Source organism: Streptomyces sp. NRRL S-337 (assembly GCF_000720175.1).
In the GTDB taxonomy this organism is placed as follows: Bacteria; Actinomycetota; Actinomycetes; order Streptomycetales; family Streptomycetaceae; genus Streptomyces; species Streptomyces siderophoricus.
Genome location: NZ_JOIX01000007.1, coordinates 80,229 through 96,470, shown reverse-complemented (window position 1 = coordinate 96,470; position 16,242 = coordinate 80,229). Strand labels below are relative to the sequence as shown.

Sequence of the window (16,242 nt, the reverse complement as noted above, 5' to 3'; positions counted from 1 at the left end):
GCGCCCGGCGGAAGGCGGCATCAGCCGTCCTCGGCCGGGCGCCTCGTCCGTTGCGCGCCCCGCCCGCTGAGCGCCTCGTCGGCCTCGCGGGCCAGCTCGTCGGCGATGGCGGTACCGCCGGGGCTGCCCAGGTACTCCGAGACCCGGATCTGCACGACCTTGCTGAAGGTCTGGTAGTGGGCGCTGCGCGGGCGCGGTTCGGCCGCCAGCAGCGCCGCGTACAGCGTCCTGGTGTACGGCGGCTGCTGACCGGGCCAGGGCTGCCCGGTGGCACCGTGCTCGCCGTGCTCGCCGTGCTCGGGCGGCAGCGGGCAGACCGGCGCCTTGCCCGCCTCCCGGTACGCCGAGTCGCGGGTGGCCGCGAACCCCCGTTCCAGCAGACAGCGTTCACTTGCCGGGCCGGTGAGCGCCTCGATCAGCGCGCGGGCCCCCTCCGGCCGCTTGCTGCCGGCGGAGATCGCCAGGTTCTGCCCGCCCAGGACGGACATCCGCTTGCCGTCGGCGGGCCGGGCCGGCAGCTCGGCGACGTCGAACTTCACGCCGGGGGTGAGCTTCTCGGCGACCGAGGCGTACTCCACCGGCCAGTTGCGCATGAACAGCGCCCGGCCGTCGGCGAACCAGCGGCGGCTCTCCGTCTCGTCCATCGTCACGGCCGCGTGCGGCATGATCGTGTCCAGCCGGTCCTTGAGGTCCGCGACGCCCAGCTGGAGGGCGCCGACCTGCTCGCCCTTGGTGAAGCTGGCGGCGTCCGGGTCGCCGCCGTTGGCCCAGGCGGACTCCAGGGTGTTGACGGTCAGGCCCTCGTAGGGCCGCAGCTGGGCGACCATGCCGTACATCTTCTTGTCCTCGGGGACCTTGCCGTCCTCGGCCGTGCGGGCGAGCTCGCGGTTGTACGCAGCGGTGACCGCGGTGGCGAGATCCTTCAACTGACCCCAGTTGCTGGGTGGTTGAGGATGGTGGCCGTACTTGGCGAGGATGTCCTTGCGGTAGTAGAGCAGGCCGGCGTCGGTGTTGAAGGGGACGGCCCAGACCTTGTCGTCGTACTCGACGGTCTTGACCACGCTGTCGAGGAAGTCGCCGTCCAGGCTCGTGCCCCAGGGGCGGATGACGCCCGCCTCGGCGAACTCGGCGGTCCAGGCCACGTCGAGATTGAGCACGTCGTAGGCGCCGCTGCCGGACTGGCCGGCGGCCAGCAGCTGGCTGCGCTGGCCGTCGGCGGTGTCCGGCAGCTTGACGATCCGCACCGAACGGCCGGTGCGCCGCTCGAAGGCCCGGATGAGGGCCTGGCGGACGCCGGTGCTGCTGAGGTCGCTGCCGGTGGCCAGGACGATCGGGCCCTTCTCGGGGCCGGGCCCGGGGCCAGCGGTGCAACCGGAGACCGCCGCGGTCAGCGTCAGGGCGAGCGCGGCGGCCGGCCAGGTGGTACGGGGGCTCCTCACCGGTCCTCCTTGCCCGCGGTACCGATGGACGCGATCAGACCGGCGAGCAGATCGGGCGCCTGCGGGCCGCCGGGCACGCACTGTCCCCGGGACGCACCGGCCAGTCCCTGGAGGACGAAGGTGTCGCAGCCGGCCTTGCCCAGCACCAGCGTCAGCACCGGCACCGCGGGCTTCTCCTTCAGCAGCGCGGTCAGCCGCTGCTCGACGCCCGCCGCGCGCCGCAGCCTGCCGTCGTCCTCGTCCATGATCAGCACGATGGCCTGGTTGCTGCCGGACGACTTCTTCATCTCCCGTACGGCGGCGGTCAGCGCCTCCTCCATCGCGGCGCCGTGGTCGACGAGGTCGCCCTTGGCGATCCGGTCCAGGGCGGCCTTGCCGGGCGCCGGATCGACCGTGCCCAGGCGGACGACCCGGCGCACCGCGTCCGGATCGCCGGGGTGCGCGCGGTCGGGGAAGGTCCACAGGCCGTAGGTGTGGCGGGCGCCGACCATCTCCAGGGCGCGGCCCGCAGCGCCGAGGGCGACCGGGAGCTTGCCGTCGTCGGCCATCGAGGTGGAGGTGTCCATGAGGAGGAGCAGCCGGCTGGGCTTCTGCGCCCTGTCGTAGCCGTCGAGCACCCGGGCGACCTGGTCGGTGCCGGCCGTGAAGGGGATGACGGGGGCGTCGAGGTCGGCGTTGGCGCGGCTGCTGCGCAGCGGGGAGCCCGGCGGCGGCGCGGGGTCCGTGCCGTCCTTGCCGGGGACCGGGCGGTAGCCCTGCGCGGTGAGGACCGGCCGGCCGCCGTCCGGGGCGCGCAGCCAGTCGGCGAAGCGGTCGACCGCGGCCTGCCGTGCGGTGGCGTCCGTGGCGCCGCGCCAGTCGACGCGGATCAGCGGGTGGTCGAGCGCCGGGACGTTCTTGGGGTAGTACGCGACGTAGCGGTCGTCCGGGGCGAGCGGGCCGCCCAGGGCGGGGCAACTGCCGATCGCCCGGCCGAGGTTGTAGTCGGCCAGGGACTTCTCGGAGACCAGCGGCGCCGAGCGGTCGTCCCGGCCGGCGGGGGCCTGGCCGGTGGCGGTGGCGACGGTGTCGGGACCGGTGGCCGGGCGCAGGGAGCACAGCAGCTCGGTGCTGTCCGCGTACTGGCTGCCCGGGGCGGACAGCCGCTGCTCGGCGCCCTCGGCGAGGGCCGGGTCCGGGGAGCCGGCGGAGCCGATGTGCGAGCCGTCGTTGGCGAGGTAGAGGCCGATGGTGTGCAGCAGGCCGGTGCCGGACAGCACCGGGCTGGGACGCAGCAGTTTGAGGTCCTGGTGGCCGCTGTCGGTGCCGGTGAGCAGGTCCTGCCAGGAGGCGCCCACCCTCTCGACGTCGGCCGGCCGCTTGCCGGCGGGGATGCCGACGACCAGCGGGCTGTAGGCGACCGGGCCGGTGTTGTGCAGGGTCGCCGGGGAGCCCGCGGGGGGCATGCCGCGGCGGGCCTCCTCGTAGTCGGCGGTGGATTCGGGGATCCACAGGTCGGGTTGCGGGCCGGGCCGGTAGAGCGGGTCGGTGCCCTTGTCGTCCTGCTGTCCCTGGCCGGTGCCCAGGGCCTCGCCCTGCCAGCGGACGGCGGCGGCGAAGCCCTGGTCGATCTGGTCCTTGGCGGCGGAGTAGACGGTGATCTGGGCGCGCCGGCAGCCCGCCGGGAGGTCGCCCTCGCCCTGCAGCGGGCGGGTGTTGGCCTCGGACATCTCGTAGTCGAACGCGGCCTGGCGCAGGGTCGGTTCGGCCTCCGGCGCGGTGAGCAGCCGCAGTTCGAGGGCGGGCGGGCAGTTGGGCAGCGGCTGCAGCAGCTGGCGGACGACGAGTCCGGTGGCGATCAGCGCGAGGGCGGTGACGAGGGCGAGCAGCAGCTTCAGGCGGGGCCGGACGTGCTGGTTGAACAGGCGGCGTAAGCGGACCCGCGGCGGGGTCGGCAGCCGCGCCTCGGGGGTGGCGAAGGACAGCACGACGTCGTCGACGGTGTTCTGCTTCGCCGACCGGGGCTCCCACACGTCGCCCATCGGCGTCCGCTCCCCGGCGAGCCGGACCCGCAGCTCCCGTACGAGGTCCTCGAAGGTGACGAACCGGCGGCCGGGGATGCCATTTTCGACGATCTGCACCAGGGCGCGGGTGAAGAGGGTGCCGCCGGCCGGTTCCTCGCCGCTGAAGATCCGGCGGTTGGGCTGGGCGGCCATCAGCAGCGACATGGGCTTGCGGTGGGAGTGGAAGGCGCCGCCGGCGTTGCCCGCGTAGCAGCACTCCAGGACGATGACGACGCGTTCGGCGCGGGCGCTGTCGAGGCAGGAGAGCACCGCGTCCTGCCAGGAGACGGTGGTGTGGCTCTGCCGGGGCACCGAGCCGCCGACCATCAGCTGCAGGTCGCCGCCGTCGCTGCCGACCCAGCCGTGGCCGGAGAAGTACACCAGCAGCAGTCCGCGGGCCTCGCCGGCGGCGGTCTTGAGCGCCTGGCTCAGCTCCTCGGGTTCGGTCGGCCGGCAGGGCTTGATCTCGTCGGCGGTGAACAGGTCCGTGGCGGTCAGCGCGCGGCTCAGCTCGGCGATGTTGTCCTCCACCGCGGGCAGGCGCGTGAGCGTCGCGTAGTCGTGGACACCGATCAGCAGCGCCCGGTTGAGCTTTCCCCGCGCGTCGTATTCGGACATCCGGGTCAGTCCTCGCCGGTGCTGCCACTCTCGTGCGCCGGGTTGCCGGGATCGGGGCGTGCGGGGCCGCCGTCGCCGACGACCTCGACGGCGGGTTCCTCGCCGGCGGCGCGCTCCTCCCTGCGGCGCCGCAGCCATTCCCGCACCGCGATGCTCATTCCCTTGGTGACCTCGGTGGCGATCGCGCCGACGATGACCAGGATCAGGTCGTCCACGCCCACGGCCATGTCGGCGGGGCCCGGTTCGTCCCCGTCGTCCGTGAGGTGCGGGGGCTGCGGCCGGTGTTCCCAGGTGTGTTCCCGGCGGCTCAGCCAGGGTTCGTGCTCCAGCCAGGCCCGGAGGTCGTCGAGGTCCTGCTGCGGATTGTCCGTCCCGGTGACCCTGAGGCGGATCTCCTGACGGTCCTCGTGATGGTCGACATGCTCCGGCATCCCCCAGCCCCCTTCCGGCGGCCCCTTCGCCACCGTGCACCAGATAGTGACGTGGAATCAGGGACGGGGGCAACCGTCCGTGACGCCACCACCACCCTGTGGCGTGCGCCACAAGGCCTGCCGTGGGGCAGCGTCGCAGGTCAAGGGCGAGTTGACGGGCCTCGCGGACCGTGGTGGACTGCCGGGGCCAATCGGCGACAGATGAGGAAGTCCGGTGAGAATCCGGCGCGGTCCCGCCACTGTCACCGGGGAGCGTTCCTCCGACGAGGGCCACGGTCCGTACCGACGTACGGGCGGGAAGGCCGGGGGACACGCCGATCCGGGAGCCAGGAGACTCTGGTCGCCGTCACGTCGAGCCAGGGCGAGGACCCTGAGTGAGGACATACCGCCATGCCCGGCCGCCCGCCCCGACCCCCACTGCCCGCTGCCGCAGGGCCCCTTCGAGGACCGACGGCGGCCTGATCCGATGCGCGGCGAACACGCGGGATATGCGTGCGGCGCGGCTCTCGGCTTTCTCGGCGACCTGATCGCGGCGGACCCGCGGCGCGGCCATCCGGTGGCCGCGTTCGGCCGGGCCGCCGCCGCCGTCGAGCGCCGGCTGTGGCGCGACCACCGGGGCCGCGGCGCGGCCCACGCCGTGCTGTGCGCGGGCGGTGCGGCGGCCGGCGCGGCGCTGCTGGAGCGGGCCGTACGGCACCGCCGCGGCGCACGGGTGGCGCTGACCGCGGCCACCGTCTGGGCGGTGCTGGGCGGCACCTCGCTGGGCCGGGAGGCGCGGGCTGTCGGCGGTGCGCTGGAAGCGGGCGATCTGGACGTGGCGCGGGAGCGGCTGCCGCATCTGTGCGGCCGCGATCCCGAGGCGCTGGACGGACCGCAGATGGCCCGCGCGGTGGTGGAGTCGGTGGCCGAGAACACCTCGGACGCGGTGGTGGGCGCCCTGGTGTGGGGCGCGTTCGGCGGGGTGCCCGGTCTGGTGGCGTTCCGGGCGGTGAACACCCTGGACGCGATGGTGGGTCACAAGTCCGCGCGCTACCGGCGGTTCGGCTGGGCCGCGGCCCGGCTCGACGACGTCGCCGGCTGGCCGGGCTCCCGGCTGACCGCCGCGCTGACCGTGCTCGCGGGCCCCGGCCGGCGCGGTGCGCTCGCGGCCTGGCGGGCGGACGGCGGGGCGCACCCGAGCCCCAACGCCGGCCCGGTGGAGGCGTCGTTCGCGGGCGCGCTGGGCGTGCGGCTGGGCGGCACGCTGGCGTACGGCGGACGGGTGGAGCACCGTCCGGTGCTCAACGGCGCGGGGCGGCCGCCCGAGGTGGCGGACATCGAGCGGGCGGTGCGGCTGTCGCGGCGGGTGAGCGCGCTGGCGCTGGTGGCGACGGTGGCGGGACGGCTGACGGTGGGCGCGGTGCGGCACGGGATCGCAGGCGGCAGGGGCACGAACGGGAGGAAGCGCCGGTGAACGGGCAAGGCGGGAGGGCCGGGGGGCTCGGCGGCGGGCTGCTGGTGGCCGGTACGACGTCCGACGCGGGCAAGAGCGTGGTGACGGCGGGGATCTGCCGCTGGCTGGTCCGGCAGGGCGTGAAGGTGGCGCCCTTCAAGGCGCAGAACATGTCGCTCAATTCGTTCGTCACCCGGGAGGGCGCGGAGATCGGCCGGGCGCAGGCGATGCAGGCCGCCGCGGCCCGGGTCGAACCGACCGCGCTGATGAACCCCGTGCTGCTCAAGCCCGGCGGCGACCGCAGCAGCCAGGTGGTGCTGCTGGGCAAGCCGGTGGGTGAGCTGAGCGCGCGCGGGTATTTCGGGGGGCCCGGGGGGTCGTCCCCCGGGGAGACGCAGTACGCGGGCGGGCGGGAGCAGTTGCTGGGGACGGTCACCGACTGCCTCGCCGAACTGCGCCGTACGCACGACGCCGTCATCTGCGAGGGCGCGGGCAGCCCCGCCGAGATCAATCTGCGGCGCACGGACATCGTGAACATGGGCATCGCCCGGGCCGCCCGGATACCGGTCGTGGTGGTCGGTGACATCGACCGCGGCGGGGTCTTCGCGTCCTTCTTCGGCACCACGGCGCTGCTGTCGAAGGAGGACCAGGCGCTGGTCGCGGGGTACCTCGTCAACAAGTTCCGGGGCGATGTGACGCTGCTGGAGCCCGGCCTGGACATGCTGCGGCAGCTGACCGGGCGGCCGACGCTGGGCGTGCTGCCGTACGCGCACGGCCTGGGCATCGACGAGGAGGACGGCCTCCGGGTGTCGCTGCGCGGCGCGGTACGGGAGAGCGTGGTGGCCCCGCCGCACGGCGCAGACGTGCTGCGGGTGGCGGTCTGCGCCGTCCCGTTGATGTCGAACTTCACCGACGTGGACGCGCTGGCCGCCGAACCGGGCGTGGTGGTGCGGTTCGTGGACCGGCCGGAGGAACTGGCCGACGCGGACCTGGTGGTGCTGCCGGGCACCCGCGGCACGGTGCGCGCCCTGGCCTGGCTGCGCGAGCGCGGGCTGGCGGACGCGGTCGCCCGGCGGGCCGCCGAGGGCCGCCCGGTGCTGGGCATCTGCGGCGGCTACCAGCTGCTCGGCGAGCACATCGACGACGAGGTCGAGTCGAAGGCGGGCGCCGTCGAGGGCCTCGGGCTGCTGCCCGTACGGGTCCGTTTCGCGGTGGAGAAGACGCTCGCCCGGCCGCTGGGCGAGGCGCTCGGCGAGCCGGTGGAGGGCTACGAGATCCACCACGGCGTCGCCGAAGTGACGGGCGGGGACGAGGCGTTCATGACCGACGGCCGGGGGAAGGCTCTCGACGGCTGCCGGGTCGGCTCCGTATGGGGCACGCACTGGCACGGTTCGCTGGAGAGCGACGCCTTCCGCCGGGCCTTCCTGCGGCGGGTGGCGACGGACGCCGGGCGGGCGTTCGTACCGGCCCCGGACACCCGCTTCGGCGCGCTGCGCGAGGAGCAGCTGGACCGGCTGGGCGATCTGATCGAGGAGCACGCGGACACCGGGGCGCTGCTGCGGCTGATCGAGAAGGGGGTGCCGGAGGGGCTGCCGTTCGTGCCTCCGGGGGCGCCATGAGGGGTACGCAAGGGACGGGATCCGGGCCGGCCGGCGACGTGGAGGACGACACAGCATGACGAGCGCGCACAACACCACCCCGCAGTACCCCTTCACCGCGGTCGTCGGCATGGACGACCTGCGGCTGGCGCTGCTGCTGAACGCGGTGAGCCCGGCGGTGGGCGGGGTACTGGTCCGCGGCGAGAAGGGCACCGCGAAGTCCACCGCGGTACGCGCCCTGTCGGCGCTGATGCCGGCCGTGGACGTGGTGGCCGGTTGCCGCTTCGCCTGCGCCCCCACCGCGCCCGACCCCGGCTGTCCCGACGGGCCGCACGGGTCCGGTGCCGCCGAGAGCCGTCCGACGCGGATGGTGGAGCTGCCGGTCGGCGCCTCCGAGGACCGCCTCGTGGGCGCCCTGGACATCGAACGGGCCCTGTCGGAGGGCGTGAAGGCCTTCGAGCCGGGCCTGCTGGCGGACGCGCACCGCGGCATCCTGTACGTGGACGAGGTGAACCTGCTCCATGACCACCTGGTCGACCTCTTGTTGGACGCCGCGGCCATGGGCGCCTCCTACGTGGAGCGCGAGGGCGTCTCCGTCCGGCACGCCTCCCGTTTCCTGCTCGTCGGGACCATGAACCCCGAAGAGGGCGAGCTGCGGCCGCAGTTGCTGGACCGGTTCGGGCTGACGGTCGAGGTCGCGGCCTCCCGGGAGCCGGCGCAGCGGGTGGAGGTGGTCCGGCGGCGGCTCGCGTACGACGCCGATCCGGCCGGGTTCGTGGCGCGCTGGGCGGCCGAGGAGGATGCGCTGCGGCAACGGATCGCCGTGGCACGGGAGTTGCTGCCAAAGGTGACGCTGGGCGACGCGGCGCTGCGGCAGATCGCGGCGACCTGTGCCGCGTTCGAGGTGGACGGCATGCGCGCGGACATCGTGATGGCGCGGACCGCCACCGCGCTGGCCGCGTGGGCCGGGCGGACGGAGGTCGCGGAGGAGGACGTGCGGCAGGCGGCGCTGCTGGCCCTGCCGCACCGCCGGCGCCGGGCGCCCTTCGACGCCCCCGGCCTGGACGAGGACAAGCTCGACCGGACGCTGGAGGAGTTCGCCAGGCAGGACGACCCGGCGGACGGCGGGGACGATCCGGAGCCGGACGGTCCGGACGGCGGAGGTCCGGGCGGCGGGCTGCCGCCGCAGGAGGGCGGCCCGCAGGAGGGCGGCCCCGAGGAGACGTCGGTGCCGCCGGGGGACGGACTGCCGCAGCAGCGTGAGCAGGAGACCCCGCAGGCGCCCGAATCCGCGCCCGGGACGTCCGGGGACGAGGCCGGGGCCCGGCCGCAGCCGCAGGGCGGTGCGGCCGCGGAGAAGCCGGCGGTGGCGGCCGACGAGCCGTTCAAGGCCCGGCGGCTGGACGTGCCGGGGCTGGGCGAGGGCGCCGACGGCCGCCGCTCCCGGGCCCGTACCGCACACGGCCGGACGACCGGGGCCCGCCGTCCTCAGGGCACGCTGGGCAAGCTGCATCTGGCGGCCACGGTGCAGGCCGCGGCGCCCCACCAGAAGGCGCGCGGTCGGCACGGCACCGGTCTGCTGGTGCGCCGGGACGATCTGCGCGAGGCGGTGCGCGAGGGGCGGGAGGGCAATCTGGTCCTGTTCGTCGTGGACGCCTCCGGCTCGATGGCGGCGCGCAAGCGGATGAGCGCGGTCAAGGGCGCGGTGCTCTCGCTGCTGCTCGACGCCTACCAGCGGCGCGACAAGATCGGCATGATCACGTTCCGGGGCGCCGGCGCCGAGGTCGCGCTGCCCCCGACGTCGTCGGTCGAGGCCGGTGCGGCGCGGCTCGCGTCGCTGCCCACCGGGGGCCGCACCCCGCTGGCCGAGGGGCTGCTCGCGGCGCACGACGTGCTGCGGGTCGAGCGGATGCGGGACCCCGCGCGCCGCCCGCTGCTGGTCGTCGTCACCGACGGGCGGGCCACCGGCGGCCCCGAGCCGCGCATCCGGGCCGCCCGCGCGGCGCGGCTGCTGGCCGCCGACGGCACCGCCTCGGTCGTCGTGGACTGCGAGGCCGGGGTGGTACGGCTGGGCCTGGCCGGTGAGCTGGCCCGGGACCTCGCCGGCACCGCCGTCACCCTCGACGCACTGCGCGCGGACAGCGTCTCCGCGCTCGTACGGACCGTTCAGGGCACAAGGACCGTTCACGGCAACAGGAAGGCCGCGTAATGCCTCAGGGACAACCGTCCGTCGTACCGAATGACGGGCTGACCACCCGCCAGCGCCGCAACCGGCCGCTGGTGCTGGTCCACACGGGTCTGGGCAAGGGCAAGTCGACCGCCGCCTTCGGGCTGGCGATGCGGGCCTGGAACCAGGGCTGGCCGGTCGGGGTGTTCCAGTTCGTGAAGTCGGCGAAGTGGAAGGTCGGCGAGGAGCGGGCGCTGCGGGTGCTCGGCGACTCCGGTGAGGGCGGCACGGTCGCCTGGCACAAGATGGGCGAGGGCTGGTCGTGGGTGCAGCGCGACTCGCAGTTCAGCAACGAGGAGGCGGCCCGCGAGGGCTGGGAGCAGGTCAAGCGGGACCTGGCCGCGGAGACCTACAAGCTGTACGTCCTCGACGAGTTCGCCTACCCGCTGCACTGGGGCTGGGTGGACACCGACGAGGTGGTCTCGGTGCTGCGCGACCGGCCCGGCACCCAGCACGTGGTGATCACCGGCCGGAACGCCCCGCAGGCGCTGTGCGACGTGGCCGACCTGGTCACCGACATGACGAAGGTCAAGCACCCGATGGACGCGGGCCAGAAGGGCCAGCGGGGCATCGAGTGGTGAGCAAGGTGGGTGCAGCATGAGCGGCCCGGGCGCCGTTCCCCGGCTGGTGATCGCCGCACCGTCGTCCGGGGCCGGGAAGACCACCGTGGCCACCGGTCTGATGGCGGCGTTCGCCGAGGCGGGGCTCGCGGTCTCGCCGCACAAGGTGGGCCCGGACTACATCGATCCGGGCTACCACTCCCTGGCGACCGGCCGGCCGGGCCGCAATCTGGACGCGTACCTGTGCGGTCCGGACCGGATCGCGCCGCTGTTCCTGCACGGTGCGGCGGGCGCGGACCTGGCGGTCGTCGAGGGCGTGATGGGGCTGTTCGACGGGGCGTCCGGCATGGGCGAGCTGTCGTCGACGGCGCAGGTGGCGAAGGTGCTGCGGGCGCCGGTGGTGCTGGTGGTGGACGCCTCCTCGCAGTCCCGGTCGGTGGCCGCGCTGGTGCACGGCTTCGCGTCGTGGGACCCGGAGGTGCGGCTGGCCGGGGTGATCCTCAACAAGGTCGGTTCGGACCGGCACGAGGCGCTGCTGCGGGAGGCGATGGAGTCCTCCGGCGTGCCGGTGCTGGGTGCGCTGCGGCGGGACGGCCGGGCCGGTACGCCGTCCCGGCACCTGGGGCTGGTGCCGGTGGCCGAACGCCGGGCCGAGGCCCTCGCGTCGGTGCGGGAGCTGGCCGCGCGGGTGCGCGAGGGCTGTGACCTGACGGCGCTGCTGGCGCTGGCGCGGACGGTGCCTGAGCTGCCGGACGCGCCCTGGGACCCGGCGGCGGAGATCCGGGCGGACGCGTCCGGGGACCGGCCGGTGATCGCCGTCGCGGGCGGCGCCGCGTTCACGTTCTCGTACGCCGAGCACGCCGAGCTGCTGGCCGCGGCGGGCGCCGAGGTGGTGCCGTTCGATCCACTGCGGGACGAGCAACTGCCGCCCGGTACGCGGGGGCTGGTGATCGGTGGCGGCTTCCCGGAGGTGTACGCGCCGGACCTGTCGGCGAACGCACCGCTGCGCGCCGCGGTGGCCCACCTGGCCGCCTCGGGGGCGCCGGTGTCCGCCGAGTGCGCCGGGCTGCTGTACCTGTCCCGGGCGATCGACGGGAAGCCGATGTGCGGGGTGCTGCCCGCCGAGGCCCGGATGACCGAACGCCTCACGCTGGGCTACCGGGAGGCGGTGGCGCTGGCGGACAACGCGCTGGCCGCGGCCGGTACCCGGGTGCGCGGCCACGAGTTCCACCGCACGGTGCTGGAGCCGGGCGCGGGCGACCGGCCGGCCTGGGGGCTGACGCATCCGGAGCGGCGGGTGGAGGGCTTCGTGACGGGCGGGGTGCACGCCTCGTACCTGCATGTGCACTGGGCGGCGGAACCGTCGCTGGCGGCGCGGCTGGTGGCCGGCGCGGCGCGCCGGGCGCCGGTGGCCGCCCCGTGACCGGCGGGTCCGGTGCGGACGGGCCGCCGGCCGTCCTCGACCATCTCGTCCTCGCCACCCCCGAGCCGGCGGCGACCGTCGCCGAGGTGGCCGCGCTGACCGGCGTACGGCCGGTGCCGGGCGGCAGCCATCCGGGCCGCGGGACCCGCAACCATCTACTGGGGCTGGGCGGCGGGGCGTACCTGGAGATCATCGGGCCCGATCCGGAGCAGCCCGCGCCCGACCGGCCGCGGTGGTTCGGCATCGACGCGCTGACCGGGCCGCGGCTGGTCACCTGGGCGGTCCGGGTCACCGGTATCGCGGCCCGGGTGGCCGCGGCACGGGCGCGCGGCCACGACCCGGGCGAGGCGGTGGCGATGTCCCGGCGGACACCGGAGGGCGGCCGGCTCGCCTGGCAGTTGACGCCGCCGGGGGCCGGCGCCGGGCTGGCGCCGTTCCTGCTGGACTGGGGCAGCACCCCGCATCCGTCCGCCGGGCTCCCGGTGGTGCCGCTGGTCGCGCTGCGGGCGGTGCATCCCGACCCGGCGGCGGCCCGGGCCGAGTGGGCGGCGCTCGGCGTCCGGTGGCCGGGTGAACTCTCCGCCGGGCCGGACGTGCGGCTGACCGCGGTCGTGGAAGGGCGGTACGGCCGGGTGGAGTTCGGGCGGGGGGCCGGCGCGGTATGAGCCGCCGGACGGCCGGTGTCCGGGGCGGGCCGGCGGCCCTGGTGGTGGGTGTGGGGGCGCGCCGCGGGGTGCCGGCGTCCGAGGTCCTGGAGCTGATCGGGGCGGCCCGCACCGCGGCGGGGTGTGCCGGGGATCCGGTGCTGGCGCTGGCGACGGTGGCGGCGAGGGCGGACGAGCCCGGACTGGCGGAGGCGGCGCGGCGGCTGGGGGTGCCGTTGCGGTCGTTCCCGGCGGCGGCGCTGGCGGCCGTACCGGTGCCGGATCCGTCCGCGGTGGTGGCGGCCGCCGCGGGGACGGCGAGCGTGGCCGAGGCGGCCGCGCTGCTGGCCGCCGGGCCGGGTGCCGAACTGCTCGCCGGCAAGCGGAAGTCGCCGGCGGGCCGGGCGACCTGTGCGCTCGCCCTGGCGGCAGTAACGCCCCACGGTGCCCTTACCGCTGGTAGGGAGGGAGCGGCCGCCGCCCCCTCGCCCGGTGCCGATATCGTCATCACCTCCCCCGACCCACCCCACCGTGGCACCGAGCGGCGGCGGCCGGTCATCGACGACAAGGCGCCCGACGGCGAAGACACCGGTAGCAAGGAGACCCCGTGACCACCCCTCCCGCACTGCTCATCGCCGGTCACGGCGCCCGTGACGACGGCGCGGCCGATGCCCTGCGCGCGCTGGTGCGCGCGCTCGGCGAGCGGCACCCCGAGGTCCCGGTCGCCGGCGGGTTCTACGGCGCCCCGGGTTCGCCGGCGCCGCTGGCCGACGCCGTGGACGGGCTGGCCGGGCGGGGGGTGACCGAACTCGTCGCGGTACCGCTGCTGCTGGCGCCGACCGGTACGGGGACCGAGACCCTGCCCGCGGCGCTGGAGCGCGCGACCGCCGGGCACCCGGGCCTGCGTCCTGTCTGCGCCGCCGCACCCGGCCCGGACCCGCGGCTGCTGGACGTGCTGGAGCGGCGGCTGGAGGAGGCGCTGGGCGCCGGCGCCCGTACGCCGCAGGACCGGGCCCGGACCACGGTGCTGCTGGTGGGGCGCGGGGCGAGCGATCCGCACGCCAACGCCGAGGTGGCGCGGGCCGCGCGGCTGCTCTGGGAGGGCCGCGGATTCGCGGGCGTGGAGACCGCGTTCGTGGGGCAGACCGCGCCGGACGTACCGGCCGGGCTGGACCGCTGCCGGGCGCTGGCCGGGCCGGTCCCGGGCGCGGCCGGTCCGGCCCGGGTCGTGGTCCTGCCCTACGCCTTCTTCGCCGACGGTCCGGTGGAGCGGCTGTGGATGCAGACCGAGGGCTGGGCCGCGGCACACCCGGACATCGAGGTGTTCGGTGCCCAGGTGCTCGGCACCGGGCCCGAGGTGGCCGAGGTGGTCATGGAGCGCTACCGCGCGGCGGTGGCCGGGGGCGCGCTGCCGGCCGGCAGCCGGGCGGCGGACGACGGGGACCCGTACGGCCCGCAGCGGGTGGCGGCGGGCGCCGGGGAGCGGTGAGCATGCCGGCGCCCACCGACGCGGCCCGGCCGCGCGGCTCCGGCCCCGCCGCGCCCGCTCCCGCCCCGGCCGGCCCCTCCCCCGCTCCGGCGGGCGAGCCCGATCTGCGGCACCACGGCGACGCCGAAGTGCGGGGCGACGGCGGGGCGTTGACGGACCTGGCGGTCAACGTCCGGGCCGGCACTCCCCCGGCGTGGCTCAAGGCGCACCTCACCGCGTCGCTGGACTCGCTGGCCGCCTATCCGGACGGCCGGGCGGCACGCCGGGCGGTCGCCGTGCGGCACGGGCTGCCCGTGGAGCGGGTGCTGCTGACGTCCGGGGCCGCGGAGGCGTTCGTGCTGCTGGCGCGGACCGTGCGGGCCCGCCGACCGGTGGTGGTGCACCCGCAGTTCACCGAACCGGAGGCGGCGTTGCGGGACGCCGGGCACGCCGTGGAGAGGGTGGTCCTCTCGGAACGGGACGGGTTCCGGCTGGATCCGGACGCGGTGCCCGAGGACGCCGATCTGGTCGTGGTCGGCAATCCCACCAATCCCACGTCGGTGCTGCACCCGGCGGCCACGCTGGCCCGGCTGGCGCGGCCCGGGCGGACGCTGGTGGTGGACGAGGCGTTCATGGACGCGGTGCCCGGTGAGCGGGGGTCGCTGGCCGGGCGCACGGACCTGCCGGGGCTGGTGGTGCTGCGCTCGCTGACCAAGACGTGGGGGCTGGCCGGGCTGCGGATCGGCTACGTCCTGGCCGGTCCCGGGATGGTGGCGGACCTGGAGCGGGCCCAGCCGCTGTGGCCGGTGTCGAGTCCCGCACTGGCCGCCGCGGAGGCGTGCAGTGCGCCGGCGGCGCTGGCGGAGGCGGCCGCGGCGGCCGAGGAGATCGCCCGGGACCGGGCCCATCTGCTGGCCCGGCTGGGCGAGTTCGGGCAGATCCGGGTGGCCGGGCCGGCGGCGGGTCCGTTCGTCCTGCTGCGGCTGCCGGGCGCGGCGGGGGTGCGGGAGGGCTTGCGGGCGCGGGGTTTCGCGGTGCGCCGCGGGGACACCTTCCCGGGTCTGGGGCCCGACTGGCTGCGGCTGGCGGTACGGGACCGGGCCACCACCGACCGGTTCGTGACGGCGCTGGCCGAGGTGCTGGGCTAGCCGGGCCGGCGGGCCGGTGTGCGGGCCCGCCGGGTCCCGTCGCACCACGCTTCGCTTCCGACGGACCCCGGCGGGGGTGGGGTGTGCCGTACGGGCCGCCTCCGGTCCGTACGGCACACCCCGGGCCGTACCCCGCGGCAGGTGCCCCCACAGCACCGGCACGGGGTACGGAGCCGTCAGCCGCCCTGCGGGGCGGCGGCGCGGCGCCGGCGGGTGAGGACCAGGGCCCCGGCGCCGGCCGCGACCAGCAGCGCGGCACCGCCGGCGAGGTACGGGGTGGCCGAACTGCCGCCGGTCTCGGCGAGGTCGGGGCCGGTCTTCCCGGCACCGGACCGGCTGACCTCGGTACCGCCGCCGGCCGGCTTGTCGCCCCCGCCGCCGTTGGTGCCACCGCCGCTCGTGCTGCCTCCGGTCGTGCCGCCGGAACCGCCGTGTGCGGGCGGGGTGGTGGCGTCCGGGGCGGTGCAGCCGGCGTGGACGAGGGTGACCCGGCCGTGTACCTCGGCGACGTTGAGCTTGAGCGGGTTGACCGAGACGTTCAGCTGGAGCGCGGTGGCCGCGGCGGTCTTCCCGGCGACGCTCTTTCGCGACAGGTCCAGCCGTACGTCACCCACGCCCGGCACCTTGACGTCGGTCGTGCCGCCCGCGGTGAGCGTGACCTTCTTGCCGAGGACACGGACGGGGCCGAGGACGTTGGCCTCGGCCCGGGGCCGGTGGCCCGCCTCGCACACCGCCTTGGCGGTGACCTGCTGGACCTCGATCAGGGACAGCAGCGGCAGACCGGGCAGCTGCACCTTGGCGTGCAGCAGGTTGGCGTAACCCTCGGCCTTCCGGCGGCCGGTGGTGGCGCGGGCGGTGGCGGCGTCGGCGCGCAGCACGGTGAACGGGCGGCCCCGGTCGATGCCGTCGAGCCGCACGGTGAGCGCGGTCTTGCCGGCCGAGGCGGGCGCGTGCACCTCGTTCAGCACGGCGTTCAGCGGGACGTCGACCGTCTTGTCGAGCAGGCCGACGTTCAGGCCGGTGCGCAGGACGACCGCGTCGGCCTTGCCCCGGGCCGGGCCGTGCCCTCCGGTGGCGTGCGCCGGGGCGGCGCCGAGCAGCACGGCGGGACCGGCCGTGAGCGCGGTGGCGACGACGGCCGCGGCCAGGCGCCGGGGCGCACCGGAGGAGTGGGCGGGACTGGTGGACACGTGTGTGGAACCCCCACGAGAG

13 protein-coding genes and 1 riboswitch are annotated in these 16,242 nt (G+C 76.1%); of the genes, 9 read left to right on the top strand and 4 right to left on the bottom strand.

Annotated elements, in window-relative coordinates; translation table 11 throughout:
* Positions 1–20 precede the first annotated feature (20 nt).
* Genes IG62_RS0108370 through IG62_RS0108360 form a run of 3 tightly spaced genes read right to left on the bottom strand, consistent with a single transcriptional unit; the run spans position 21 to position 4,530 of the window.
* Complete coding sequence (locus IG62_RS0108370) at positions 21–1,439, bottom strand: extracellular solute-binding protein (RefSeq protein ID WP_030799292.1); 1,419 nt, start codon at positions 1,437–1,439, stop codon at positions 21–23.
* Positions 1,436–4,099 (bottom strand): VWA domain-containing protein, encoded by a 2,664-nt coding sequence (locus IG62_RS0108365; protein ID WP_030799290.1) that lies wholly within the window; start codon positions 4,097–4,099, stop codon positions 1,436–1,438. Before IG62_RS0108365 ends, IG62_RS0108370 begins: the two co-directional genes overlap by 4 nt.
* A gap of 5 nt (positions 4,100–4,104) precedes the next feature.
* Entirely contained in the window at positions 4,105–4,530 is a 426-nt protein-coding gene (locus IG62_RS0108360) for a hypothetical protein (protein WP_030799288.1), read from the bottom strand.
* A 201-nt stretch (positions 4,531–4,731) separates the two neighbouring features.
* Positions 4,732–4,867: riboswitch (cobalamin riboswitch) on the top strand.
* Positions 4,868–4,996: 129 nt separating this feature from the next.
* Between IG62_RS0108360 and IG62_RS0108355 the strand changes: the two genes are divergently transcribed.
* Genes IG62_RS0108355 through cobC form a run of 9 tightly spaced genes read left to right on the top strand, consistent with a single transcriptional unit; the run spans position 4,997 to position 15,030 of the window.
* Positions 4,997–5,983 carry a cobalamin biosynthesis protein gene (locus tag IG62_RS0108355; protein WP_030799287.1) on the top strand — a complete coding sequence of 329 codons (987 nt, stop codon included), beginning with the start codon at positions 4,997–4,999 and terminating at the stop codon, positions 5,981–5,983.
* On the top strand, positions 5,980–7,581 hold the full coding sequence (locus tag IG62_RS0108350) for a cobyric acid synthase (protein ID WP_030799284.1): 1,602 nt from the start codon (positions 5,980–5,982) through the stop codon (positions 7,579–7,581). Before IG62_RS0108355 ends, IG62_RS0108350 begins: the two co-directional genes overlap by 4 nt.
* Positions 7,582–7,636: 55 nt before the next feature.
* Positions 7,637–9,769, top strand: coding sequence for a putative cobaltochelatase (locus IG62_RS0108345; protein ID WP_030799282.1), 2,133 nt, complete (start codon positions 7,637–7,639; stop codon positions 9,767–9,769).
* A complete protein-coding gene (cobO, locus tag IG62_RS0108340) occupies positions 9,769–10,368 on the top strand; it encodes a cob(I)yrinic acid a,c-diamide adenosyltransferase (RefSeq protein ID WP_030411724.1) in 600 nt (199 codons plus the stop codon). Before IG62_RS0108345 ends, cobO begins: the two co-directional genes overlap by 1 nt.
* 16 nt (positions 10,369–10,384) lie before the next feature.
* Positions 10,385–11,770 (top strand): cobyrinate a,c-diamide synthase, encoded by a 1,386-nt coding sequence (locus tag IG62_RS0108335; RefSeq protein WP_030799279.1) that lies wholly within the window; start codon positions 10,385–10,387, stop codon positions 11,768–11,770.
* On the top strand, positions 11,767–12,435 hold the full coding sequence (locus IG62_RS0108330; protein WP_030799277.1) for a VOC family protein: 669 nt from the start codon (positions 11,767–11,769) through the stop codon (positions 12,433–12,435). Before IG62_RS0108335 ends, IG62_RS0108330 begins: the two co-directional genes overlap by 4 nt.
* Positions 12,432–13,025 (top strand): cobalamin biosynthesis protein, encoded by a 594-nt coding sequence (locus tag IG62_RS0108325; RefSeq protein ID WP_063755339.1) that lies wholly within the window; start codon positions 12,432–12,434, stop codon positions 13,023–13,025. The genes IG62_RS0108330 and IG62_RS0108325 overlap by 4 nt, the downstream gene beginning before the upstream one ends.
* Positions 13,022–13,903 (top strand): sirohydrochlorin chelatase, encoded by an 882-nt coding sequence (locus IG62_RS0108320; RefSeq protein WP_030799274.1) that lies wholly within the window; start codon positions 13,022–13,024, stop codon positions 13,901–13,903. Before IG62_RS0108325 ends, IG62_RS0108320 begins: the two co-directional genes overlap by 4 nt.
* Before the next feature lie 2 nt (positions 13,904–13,905).
* A complete protein-coding gene (gene cobC / locus IG62_RS0108315) occupies positions 13,906–15,030 on the top strand; it encodes an Rv2231c family pyridoxal phosphate-dependent protein CobC (RefSeq protein WP_078871881.1) in 1,125 nt (374 codons plus the stop codon).
* Between the two features lie 176 nt (positions 15,031–15,206).
* On the opposite strand, the gene IG62_RS0108310 is transcribed toward cobC, so the two are convergent.
* A complete protein-coding gene (locus IG62_RS0108310) occupies positions 15,207–16,220 on the bottom strand; it encodes an SCO1860 family LAETG-anchored protein (RefSeq protein ID WP_051797750.1) in 1,014 nt (337 codons plus the stop codon).
* Positions 16,221–16,242: the final 22 nt, after the last annotated feature.